General features: G+C 73.2%; 6 protein-coding genes, 3 pseudogenes and 1 riboswitch. Of the genes and pseudogenes, 5 read left to right on the forward strand and 4 right to left on the reverse strand.

Going from position 1 to position 11268, the window contains the following annotated elements; genetic code table 11:
• Positions 1-46: 46 nt before the first annotated feature.
• Positions 47-562 carry a hypothetical protein gene (locus AB0D45_RS24555; protein WP_362462654.1) on the forward strand — a complete coding sequence of 172 codons (516 nt, stop codon included), beginning with the start codon at positions 47-49 and terminating at the stop codon, positions 560-562.
• 98 nt (positions 563-660) lie between these two features.
• Here AB0D45_RS24555 and AB0D45_RS24560 read toward each other — a convergent pair whose 3' ends face one another.
• Genes AB0D45_RS24560 through AB0D45_RS24570 form a run of 3 tightly spaced genes read right to left on the reverse strand, consistent with a single transcriptional unit; the run spans position 661 to position 4065 of the window.
• Positions 661-2160, reverse strand: coding sequence for a precorrin-2 C(20)-methyltransferase (locus AB0D45_RS24560; RefSeq protein ID WP_362462656.1), 1500 nt, complete (start codon positions 2158-2160; stop codon positions 661-663).
• Positions 2157-2804 carry a precorrin-8X methylmutase gene (locus AB0D45_RS24565; protein ID WP_361610066.1) on the reverse strand — a complete coding sequence of 216 codons (648 nt, stop codon included), beginning with the start codon at positions 2802-2804 and terminating at the stop codon, positions 2157-2159. Before AB0D45_RS24565 ends, AB0D45_RS24560 begins: the two co-directional genes overlap by 4 nt.
• Positions 2805-2808: 4 nt before the next feature.
• The gene (locus AB0D45_RS24570) at positions 2809-4065 is read right to left on the reverse strand and encodes a cobalamin biosynthesis protein CobG (protein ID WP_362462659.1); all 1257 of its coding nucleotides are present in this window, start codon (positions 4063-4065) and stop codon (positions 2809-2811) included.
• Between the two features lie 777 nt (positions 4066-4842).
• Positions 4843-5000, forward strand: a riboswitch (cobalamin riboswitch).
• Positions 5001-5032: 32 nt separating this feature from the next.
• Between AB0D45_RS24570 and cobN the strand changes: the two genes are divergently transcribed.
• Together cobN and AB0D45_RS24580 are read left to right on the forward strand one after the other, a co-directional pair.
• On the forward strand, positions 5033-8656 hold the full coding sequence (gene cobN, locus AB0D45_RS24575) for a cobaltochelatase subunit CobN (protein WP_362462661.1): 3624 nt from the start codon (positions 5033-5035) through the stop codon (positions 8654-8656).
• A 220-nt stretch (positions 8657-8876) separates the two neighbouring features.
• Positions 8877-9171: pseudogene (locus AB0D45_RS24580) on the forward strand (barstar family protein).
• 20 nt (positions 9172-9191) lie between these two features.
• Here AB0D45_RS24580 and AB0D45_RS24585 read toward each other — a convergent pair.
• A pseudogene (locus AB0D45_RS24585) lies at positions 9192-9311 on the reverse strand (IS5/IS1182 family transposase); the annotation flags it as partial.
• Positions 9312-9439: 128 nt separating this feature from the next.
• On the opposite strand from AB0D45_RS24585, the gene AB0D45_RS24590 reads away from it, so the two are divergent.
• Both AB0D45_RS24590 and AB0D45_RS24595 read left to right on the forward strand, forming a co-directional pair.
• The gene (locus AB0D45_RS24590; protein WP_362462664.1) at positions 9440-9664 is read left to right on the forward strand and encodes a helix-turn-helix domain-containing protein; all 225 of its coding nucleotides are present in this window, start codon (positions 9440-9442) and stop codon (positions 9662-9664) included.
• Positions 9664-10970, forward strand: a pseudogene (locus AB0D45_RS24595) (site-specific integrase). The gene AB0D45_RS24590 and the pseudogene AB0D45_RS24595 overlap by 1 nt, the downstream one beginning before the upstream one ends.
• Positions 10971-11268 lie beyond the last annotated feature (298 nt).

An 11268-nucleotide genomic window follows, 5' to 3' on the forward strand; every position in this document is an offset into this window, starting at 1 on the left:
ACGCGCCCGCCGCCACCGGCCCGGCTGCACCCTCTAGGCTGAGGGGATGCGGATACGTCACTCCCTCGTCCTGATCCTCGCCGCCGCGACGCTCGTCACCGGCTGCGGCAGCAGCAGCGGGCAGGAAGCGGCGCCCCGGGTGTGGGAGCCCGACGACGCACTCCAGCGGGCCGACAAGGCCCTGGGCAGGGAAGCCGGCGACGGCCGCGTGACGATGCGCGGCACCGGCTTCCTCGCCGGCGGCCTGGACAAGACCCTGGAGGCCGGCGGCGAGGGCCCGTACCGCCTGGACCTCGCCTGCGACAGCGAGGAGAGCCCTCGGGTGACGGTGGTGCTGTCGCGCGAGGGCGGTTCCGGGGAGCGCCCGTTCGACGTGGCCTGCGGCACGGTCGGGGAGGTGACGCGGCTGAACCTCCCGGCGGGCCCGGCGCTGACCGTGCACGTCGAGCCCACCGCGCAGGACGACTCGCCCCCGGCCGCGGTGCTGTCGTGGCAGCTGCTCACCGTCGACCCCGCGGCCGTGCAGGGCTGCCCCGACGCCCTGGCGGGCTGCCCGAGTTGAGCCGGCGGTGCGGCCCGGGCTCCCCGGGCCGCACGTCTCGGCACAGCACGCGCCGCGGCACGGCACGCGCCGCGGCACGGCGCGGCCGCGCGTTCACGTCACGGGTAGCGGCGCGGCGTCCACGTCACCCGCGAGCCGTCGGGCCGCTGCGTGACCTGCGTCTGCGAGGAACCGATCAGCAGGATCGTGCGCATGTCCACCTCGGCCGGCTCCAGTTCGGCCAGCGTCACGACGCGCACCGACTGCTCCGGGCCGCCCACGTCCCGCGCGACGACCACCGGGGTCTGCGGGGCCCGCAGTTCGAGCAGCAGCTCCCGGGCCTTGGCGACCTGCCAGGTCCGGCTGCGCGAGCCCGGGTTGTACAGCGCGAGCACCAGGTCGGCCGCGGCGGCGGCGCGCAGCCGCTCCGCGATGACCTCCCACGGCTTGAGCCGGTCGGAGAGCGAGAGGGTGGCGTAGTCGTGGCCCAGCGGGGCCCCGGCCGCGGCGGCCGCCGCGTTGGCCGCGGTCACCCCCGGCAGCACCCGCACCGGCACGTCCTCGTAAGGGGCCTGGCCGGCCACCTCCAGGACCGCCGTGGCCATGGCGAAGACCCCGGGATCACCGCCGGAGACGACGGCCACCCGCTTGCCGCGCCGGGCAAGGTCGAGGGCGAACTCGGCGCGCTCGGACTCCACCTTGTTGTCGGAGCCGTGCCGGATCTGGCCCGGCTTGACCGGCACCCGGTCCAGGTACGTCGTGTACCCGACGAGCACCTCCGCGTCGGCCAGCGCCCGCCGGGTCTCGGCGGTCAGCCACAGCGGCCCGGCCGGGCCCGTGCCGACGACCGCGACCTCGCCGGGGCCCGCAGGCACGCTGCCCGGGTTCCCGATCCGGCTGGGCACGACGGCGACGGCGAAGTACGGGACGCTGTCGGGGTCGGTCTCGGCCAGGGCCCCGGTCCGCTCCCCCTCCATGGTGGCGCGCTCGACGTAGTGGGCCTCGGCCAGCCGGCCGCTGCCCTCCATGGCCCGCCGGACGGCGGGGAAGGTACGGCCGAGCTTCATCACGACCGCCGAGTCGGTGGCGGCGAGGCGCGCGGTGAGCTCCTCCTCGGGCAGGGTGCCGGGCAGGATCGTGAGCACCTCCTCGCCCTCCACGAGCGGGGTGCCGAGGCGGGCCGCGGCGGCGCTGACGGAGGTGACGCCGGGGATGACCTCGGCCTCGTACCGGTCCGCGAGCCGCTTGTGCATGTGCATGTACGAGCCGTAGAAGAGCGGGTCGCCCTCCGCGAGGACGGCCACGGTGCGGCCGGCGTCCAGGTGGGCGGCCAGCCGGGCGGCGGAGGCCTCGTAGAACTCCTCCATCGCGCCCTGGTAGCCGCCCGGGTGGTCGGTGGTCTCGGTGGTGACCGGGTAGACCAGCGGTTCCTCGACGTGGTCGGAGCGCAGGTGCTTCGCGGCGATCGAACGGGCGATGGAGCGGCCGTGGCGGGCGCTGTGGTACGCCACGACGTCCGCCTCGGCGATCACCTCGACGGCCCGCAGGGTCATGAGGGAGGGGTCGCCGGGCCCGAGCCCGACGCCGTACAGCTTGCCCTTGTCGTCCTGACGGCTCATTCTTCCTCGCTCGCGATCGCGTTGATCGCGGCGGCGGCGATGGCACTGCCGCCGCGCCGGCCCCGCACGATCAGGTGGTCGAGGCCCGAGGGGTGGGCGGCGAGGGCGTCCTTGGACTCGGCGGCGCCGATGAAACCGACGGGCACGCCGATGACGGCGGCGGGGCGCGGGGCGCCCTCCTCGATCATCTCCAGCAGCCGGAACAGCGCGGTCGGCGCGTTGCCGACGGCGACCACGGCGTTCTCCAACAGGCCCCGGTCGCGCCAGACTTCGAGTGCGGCGGCGCTGCGCGTGGTGCCGGTCTTCGCGGCGAGCGCGGGCACGGCCGGGTCGGAGAGGGTGCAGATGACCTCGTTGCCCGCGGGCAGCCGCTTGCGGGTGACACCGCTGGCGACCATCTGTACGTCGCACAGGATCGGCGCGCCGGCGTGCAGCGCGGCGCGGGCCCGCAGGACGACGTCCGGGGTGTAGCCGAGGTCCTGGGGGAGGTCGGTCATGCCACAGGCGTGAATCATGCGCACCGCGACCTGGGCGACCGAGGCGGGAAGCCCGGAGAGGTCCGCCTCGGCGCGGATCGTGGCAAAGGACTGGCGGTAGATCGCGGCGCCGTCCTTCTCGTACTCGAACACGGTGTACTCGCTCATTTCTTCACTGCGATGCGGGTGTTGTGGTGGTGCGTGCGGCCGTGAGGGCGGCCGCCAGACGGTCGTACGGGGTGGGCCGCCCGTCGAGTTCGTACCCGTCGGGGGTGGCGACCAGGTCGACCCAGGCGGTGCCGCGCGGATGGCCGCAGCGGCGCGCGCAGCCGGACCAGTGCACGGGCAGCTCGCCCGCCGAGCCTGTGACGACGGCACGCGCGTCGGCGCGTACGTCGGCCAGGGACTTGGCGCAACCGGGCTTGCCGGTACAGGCGGTGACGGTCCGCCAGGGGCTGTCGGCGGCGGTGACCAGGCCGGCGGCCCGGATCCGGGCGCCGGCGTCGGCGGGCCAAGGGGCCTCGCCCCGCGGGAGGATGACGCTGCGCCAGGGCGTGACGCGCAGCTCGCCGCCACCGGAGGCGGCGACGTCGGCGAGGACCCGCCACTGGGCGGAGTCCATCCGGCCGAGCGGCGGCAGGACGCACAGGGCGTCGCCGGCCCCGCCGGGCCGCGGCGGCTGCGCGTGCGGCCACGCCACCTCGGGCACGCGGGCCGCGTCGATCCCGGCGGCGGCCAGCCGCAGGGCGAACTCTGCGGCGTCGAGACCCCGTCCGTCGGGTAGCTCGGCGACTCGCCAGGCCCGAGTCCCGGCGGCGTCGGCGGCGTCGAGGAAGTACTCGGCGGCCAGCAGCGCCGCCCGGGGCGCGTCGGCCGCGGCGACGGCGACGGCCTCGGCGGCCGCTCCTAGCCGCACCAGCGCCCGCCCGTCCGCGCGGCCGAGCACGGTCACGTCGGGGTCGAGGGCGGCGACATCCCCGCGTCCGTCGTCGAGGGCGAACAGGAACCGCCCGGAGAGGGCGGCCGCCCGAGCGCCGGCGCACAGCACGCGGTCGAGCTCGCGCACCCAGTGCACGACGTGGGGGCCGCCCATCGGGGAGGCCACGATGTTGCGCACCCGCTCGTGGCTCGGCGCGGGCAGCAGTCCGGCGCCGTCCAGCAGCGCCGCGAGCCCGGCGCCGCAGTCGTCGGTGAGGCCGCGCAGCTGGACGTTGCCGCGCGAGGTGAGTTCCAGGTGCCCGTCCCCGAACCGGTCGGCGGCGAGCCCGAGCGCGGCGGCCTGACGGACGGTGAGCAGCCCGCCGGGGATCCGGACGCGCGCCAGGTACCCGTCGTCGGCGGCGTGCAGCCGCAGCGCGCCGGGGCAGGCGTCGCCGCGGTCGCGTATGACGGGTTCGTCCCGCGATGCGGCGGAAGGGGGCTGGGGCATGGCCGCGAGCATACCCACGATTCCCCACCCCCGACCTGTGTCCGTCGCCACCCCGAACCCCCACACCCCCACCGACACCTGAGGCCCGACGCCCGGGGAGGCGAAGCCCCGGAAATCCGACGTGACTCCACAGACGAACCCCGTGGCGCCCGGGGCGAAACCCCGGAAAAACCCACAGAACAGCGGAACAAAGCCCCGTGGGGGCGGGGGCGAAGCCCGTGGGGCGGGGGCGCGAAGCCCGGTGGAACCCGCGGGACCCGGGGCGAAGCCCCGCAGAACCCCCGGGGCCCCGGGGACGGAGCCCCCAGGCACGGGGCCCGGGGGCGGAGCCCCGGGGAACGGGCGGGGCTCAGGGAACGGGCGGGGGCCCGGGGGCGGAGCCCCGAGCACGGGGTCCGGGGCGAAGCCCCGCAGAACCCACGGGGGTCCGGGGGCGGAGCCCACGGGGGTGAGGGCGGGGGCGAAGCCCCGCAGAACCTACGCGGGCCCGGGGCAAAGCCCCCGAGCACAGGGTCCGGGGCGAAGCCCCGCAGAGCCCACGGGGGCCCGGGGGCGGAGCCCCCGAGTACGGGGTCCGGGGCGGAGCCCCGGGGAACGGGCGAAGGGCGGGGTGGGGAGCAGCCCGCGCAGCGCACCCCCACCGCACCCCCACCCGGCACCCGGCACCCGGCACCCGGCACCCGGCACCCGGCACCCGCCCACCCCCACCACGTCCCCCACCCCGGGCCCCACCACCGCCGCCCACCCCACCCCCACTCCCGGCCAGGGAAAAGGCCGCCTAAGATGACCTTCCGACGGACCGCTCGGCCCGTCATCGCCGAGGACGGCGACATGGGAGGAAGCCCGGTGCGATTCCGGCGCGGTCCCGCCACTGTGAACCCCGCGGAGCGATCGGCCGGGTGAGTCAGGAACTCCCGCTGTCCTCACTGCCCGGGGCGCGGAAACCCCGAGGAAGGCCTGCCGCCGCATGATCCTGCTGCTGTCGACGTCCGACACCGATCTGCTCAGCGCCCGCGCCGCGAACACCGCCGGCGGCCCCGTGCCGTACCGGTTCGCGAACCCCTCCCGCCTTCCCCTCGACGACCTCCCCGGTCTCCTCGACGGGGCCGACCTGGTCGTCGTACGCCTCCTCGGCGGGCTCCGCGCCTGGCAGGAGGGCCTGGACGTGCTCCTCGCGCCCGGCCAGACCCGCCCGGTGGTCGTGCTGACCGGCGAACAGGCCCCCGACGCGCAGCTGATGGAGGCCTCCACGGTCCCGATCGGCATCGCCGCCGAGGCGCATCGCTACCTCGCGCACGGCGGCCCGGCCAACCTGGAGCAGCTGGCACGCTTCCTCTCCGACACCGTGCTGCTCACCGGCCACGGCTTCGAGCCGGCCGCCACCTCCCCCACCTGGGGCCCCCTGGAGCGCACCCCGCACGCGGCCCCCGCCGGCCCGCGCGTCGCGGTGCTCTACTACCGCGCCCACCAGATGAGCGGCAACACCGCCTTCGTGCACGCCCTCTGCGACGCCATCGAGGCGAAGGGCGGGCAGCCCGTCCCCCTGTACGTCTCCTCCCTGCGCACCCCGGAGCCGGAGCTGCTCCAGGCCCTGGAGCCGGCCGACGCGATCATCACCACCGTGCTCGCGGCCGGCGGCACCCGCCCCGCCACCGCCTCCGCGGGCGGGGACGACGAGTCCTGGGACGCGGGCGCCCTGGCCGGGCTCGGCGTGCCGATCCTCCAGGCGCTGTGCCTGACGGGTTCGCGCGGCAACTGGGAGCAGAACGACGAGGGCCTGTCCCCGCTCGACGCCGCCACCCAGGTCGCCGTCCCCGAGTTCGACGGCCGGCTCATCACCGTCCCGTTCTCCTTCAAGGAGATCGACGAGGACGGCCTGCCCGCGTACGTGGCCGACCCCGAGCGGGCCTCCCGCGTCGCCGGCATCGCCGTACGCCACGCCCGCCTGCGCCACATCGAGCGGCGCGACAAGAGGATCGCGCTGGTCCTCTCCGCCTACCCGACCAAGCACTCCCGCATCGGCAACGCGGTCGGCCTCGACACCCCGGCCAGCGCCGTCGAACTCCTGCGCACGCTCATCGCGGAGGGCTACGACTTCGGCCCGGTCACCGAGATCCCCGGCCTGGTCTCCGGCGACGGCGACGAGCTGATCCGCGCCCTGATCGAGGCCGGCGGCCACGACCAGGACTGGCTGACCGAGGAGCAGCTGGCCCGCAACCCGGTCCGCATCCCGGCCGCCGACTACCGGCGCTGGTTCGCCGAGCTGCCCGCCGAGCTGCGCGAGCAGGTCGAGGAGCACTGGGGCGAGGCGCCGGGCAACATGTTCGTGGACCGTTCCTCGAACCCGGAGGGCGACATCGTCCTCGCGGCGCTCCGCCGCGGGAACCTGCTGATCCTCATCCAGCCGCCGCGCGGCTTCGGCGAGAACCCGATCGCGATCTACCACGACCCGGACCTGCCTCCCTCGCACCACTACCTGGCGGCGTACCGCTGGATCCAGGCCGCGGCCGAGGACGGCGGCTTCGGCGCCGACGCGATGATCCACCTGGGCAAGCACGGCAACCTGGAGTGGCTGCCGGGCAAGAACGCCGGCCTCTCGGCGTCCTGCGCCCCGGACGCGGCGCTCGGCGACCTGCCGCTCGTCTACCCGTTCCTGGTCAACGACCCGGGTGAGGGCACGCAGGCCAAGCGCCGCGTGCACGCCACCCTGGTCGACCACCTGGTGCCGCCGATGGCCCGCGCGGAGTCGTACGGCGACATCGCGCGCCTGGAGCAGCACCTGGACGAGTACGCGCAGATCAGCGCGATGGACCCGTCCAAGCTCCCGGCCATCCGCGCCCAGATCTGGACGCTGATCCAGGCGGCGAAGCTCGACCACGACCTGGGCCTGGACGAGCGGCCCGACGACGACGGCTTCGACGACTTCCTCCTGCACGTCGACGGCTGGTTGTGCGAGGTCAAGGACGCCCAGATCCGCGACGGCCTGCACGTCCTCGGCGGCGCCCCGACGGGCGAGGCCCGCGTCAACCTGGTCCTGTCGATCCTCCGCGCCCGCCAGATCTGGGGCGGCACCTCCGCCCTGCCCGGCCTGCGCGAGGCCCTCGGCCTGGACGAATCGGCGGCCACCCGCACCGCGGCCGACACCGTGGAGGAGACGGCCCGCGCCCTGGTGCAGGCCATGGAGGACGCGGGCTGGTCCCCGGACGCGGTCGCCGCGGTCTCGGCGGGCCACCCGCAGGCCGTCTCGGACATCCTCGCCTTCGCCGCCCACGAGGTCGTGCCGCGCCTGGCCGGCACCACGGACGAGATCGCGCACGTCGTCCGGGCGCTGGACGGCGGTTTCGTCCCCGCCGGCCCGTCCGGCTCCCCGCTGCGCGGGCTGGTGAACGTCCTCCCCACCGGCCGCAACTTCTACTCGGTCGACCCGAAGGCCGTCCCCTCCCGCCTCGCGTGGGAGACGGGCCAGGCCCTGGCCGACTCCCTCCTGACGCGCTACCGCGACGACCACGAAGGCGCGTGGCCGGCCTCGGTCGGCCTCTCCCTCTGGGGCACGAGCGCGATGCGCACGGCCGGCGACGACGTGGCGGAAGCCCTCGCGCTGCTCGGCGTCCGCCCGGTCTGGGACGAGGCCTCCCGGCGCGTCACCGGCATCGAGGCGATCCCCCTCGGGGAGCTGGGCCGCCCCCGCATCGACGTGACCCTGCGCATCTCGGGCTTCTTCCGCGACGCGTTCCCGCACGTCATCGGCCTCCTGGACGACGCGGTCCGGCTGGCGGCCTCCCTGGACGAGCCCGCGGAGTCGAACTTCATCCGGGCCCACGCCCAGGCGGACCTGTCCCTGCACGGCGACGAACGCAAGGCCACCACCCGCATCTTCGGCTCGCGCCCGGGCACGTACGGGGCCGGCATCCTCCAGCTGATCGACTCCCGCGACTGGCGTACGGACGCCGACCTGGCGGAGGTCTACACGGTCTGGGGCGGTTACGCGTACGGCCGCGGCCTGGAGGGCCGGCCGGCCCGCACCGAGATGGAGACGGCGTACAAGCGCATCACGGTCGCCGCCAAGAACACCGACACCCGCGAGCACGACATCGCGGACTCCGACGACTACTTCCAGTACCACGGCGGCATGGTGGCCACCGTCCGCGCCCTGCGCGGCACGGCCCCGGAGGCCTACATCGGCGACTCCACCCGCCCGGAGACGGTCAAGACCCGCACCCTGGTCGAGGAGACCTCCCGCGTCTTCCGCGCCCGCGTGGTGAACCCCAAGTGGATCGAGGCGATGCGCCGCCACGGCTACAAGGGCGCCTTCGAGCTGGCGGCGACGGTCGACTACCTCTTCGGCTACGACGCCACGACGGGCGTGATCGCGGACTGGATGTACGACAAGCTCACGGAAACGTACGTCCTCGACCCCACGAACCGCGCCTTCCTGGAGGAGGCCAACCCGTGGGCCCTCCACGGCATCGCGGAACGCCTCCTGGAGGCCGAGTCCCGCGGCATGTGGGAGAAGCCGGACCCGCAGGTCCTCGAATCCCTCCGCCAGGTCTACCTGGACACGGAGGGCAACCTGGAAGCCGACTCGGACTGACACCGACTACCACCGGATCCCCCTGGTGACCACCGCACAGGCCGCCCTCCCCCTCCGCCGGGGAGGGCGGCCTGTCCGCCGTCACGCGCACCCTGAACCCGTCATATCCCTTCCGCGGGTCGGTCCCGAGACCCACCGACCGCTGCCACCGGAAGAACTCCTAGAGCCTGTCTCTTTGACTCGTGAGTGGCTCGTGGTGGGGGCTGGTTAGTCTGCTGCGATGACGGATAGCGAGCTGGTCGTTGACCTGTGTGGTCGGCTGATCGAACCACTCAACGACTTCTGGGACGCGTTGAGTCAGCCGTGCGGGCTGCCGGAGTGGTTCGGCCAGAAGTTGGACGCGTGGTCGGACACGATTGAGACCCGGGGTATCTCTGAGGTGAGCGCAGTCACGACATTCTGATCGTGCACGTCGACCAGCGGGGTCTGTTCAATGGGACCAGAGGGAGGCCACTGTCTTGGCCGGCATCTTTGACGGAGAACAGAGGCGGCTCGTCGTGCATGGGCTGACCTGACTAATCCTTCGAAGCCTTGCTCAGCGCCGGGTCCAGATGAGGATGGAAGCAAGACGGAGTGCGGCCTGGTAGGCGATGGCGAACTTGTCCGTCCGCGTGGCAAGGCCGCGCCACTGCTTGAGTCGGGCGATGCACCGCTCGCAACCCTCATCCTCGGCCACTGGTCCTACCTCGGTTCGGGTTACAGCCCCGGCGCCGGGCTCCTCGCTGCTGGCGTCTGGCACCGCAGAGAGCTGGAGCGGCAGTTCGTAGCGGAAGGGGCCTGCCGATGACCTCGTACCAGCCTACCGTGCCCCACCAAGCGCCGAGTGCGTCGCAGGAACTGCTGACCGTGCCCCAGGTCATGGCCCGTCTCCAGCTCAGACGCTCCGCTGTCTACGACCTGCTGCGCACTCGGCAGCTCGCCTCGATCACTCTCGGCCGCGCCCGCCGCATCCCCACCCGCGCCCTCACCGACTTCATCCGCGCCCGACTCGACCAGGAAGCCGCCTGATGACCACTCCCCGCGACGCCACTTCCTCCCGCCGCGTCCGCGCCAATGGCGACGGGACGGTCTACCAGCGGAAAGACGGACGCTGGGAAGCCACCGGCTACGTCCTCGCCCCGGGCAACACCCGCAAGCGCGTCCGCGTCTACGGCACCACCCGCACGGAAGCCCTGTCCAAGCTCACCGAGAAGATCGCCGCCAGCAACCGCGGCGTCCCCGTGCCGTCCGCTCAGGGCAGCGTGGCTGCGTACCTGACGTACTGGCTGGAGGCTGTCGCCGTCCACCACCTCCGCGAGAACACCCACACCCGCTACACCACCTGCGTCCACCAGCACCTCATCCCCGGCCTGGGCAAGAAGAAGCTCGCCAAGCTCACCGCCAAGGATGTCCGTACCTGGCTCAACCAGCTCCGCACCACGCGCCAGTGCTGCGCCCGCAGCATCGACGCCCGCCGCGATCAGCCCCGTTGCTGCGCCGCCACAACGTGCTGCTCCACACGGCTCTCCCCGCTGACGCTGGCCTACATCCACTCCGTCCTCAAGTCCGCCTTGGAGCACGCCGTCCGCGAAGAGGAGATCACGCGTAATGTCGCCCGCAACGTCCGCACCGGCACGCCCCGACCTCGCCGCTTCGAACCTCTCACTGCTGACGAAGCCCGCCAGTTCCTCACCGCCGGCCGGAGTGATCGCCTGCGCGCGCTGTACGAACTCGCCCTCCGCACCGGCCTCCGCAAGGGCGAACTTCTCGGCCTTAAGTGGGAAGACCTCGACCTCAGTGTCGGCACCGCCAGCATCCGCCGCACACTTCAGCGCACCCAGACCGGCGGCCTGACAGCCCTGCCCACCAAAACCCGCGCATCCGAACGGCGCACGCCCTCCCCAGCGAATGCATCCACTCATTGAAAGAACACCGTGAAGCTCAGGAAGCAGAACGTGAGGCGGCAGCGGGCGGCTGGAAGGACAGCGGCCTCGTCTTCGCAACGCCGGCGGGAGGGCCGATCGATCCGGCGAACCTCAATCGCAGGTTCCGTGCCCTCCTCGATCGGGCCGGGCTCCGCCGAATCCGCTTCCACGATCTACGGCACTCCACCGCCACCCTGCTCCTGGAGCAAGGCGTCGAGCTCATCGTGATCAAAGATCTGCTCGGCCACGCCCACATCGGCGTCACCGCCACTGTCTACGCCCACGTCCGGCTCCGCCTCCAGCGCGACGCCATCGACCTCCTCTGCCACACACTCCGCAAGCATGCCGAGGCCACCGACCAGCCCGCCGACTGCGACTACACGTCACCTTGTGGACCCCCCGTCCACTGACGTTGCCGTCAACTACTGCCGTCAAACGCCACAGCGGCCCGACCGAAAAACAAATCCGGCGGGGCCGCTGTGGCGTTCCTACGCGCTAACTCTGGCAAGCTTTCGCCGATGCGTCACGGACCGACTCTCAACGATGGCGGATAGTTCTTCAGAGTTGGCAGCCTTTGCGGGGTGGGTATTCCATCCAGATGAAATACCCACCCAAACCATTACTCGTCATTCGATGAGGCGGAACCATCCTGGCTCTGGCTCACCGAGAACTCCCTCTTGTGTCATATCACGGCATTCCTGCATAAGG

This window comes from Streptomyces sp. NPDC048352 (assembly GCF_040651895.1).
Classification (GTDB): Bacteria; Actinomycetota; Actinomycetes; order Streptomycetales; family Streptomycetaceae; genus Streptomyces.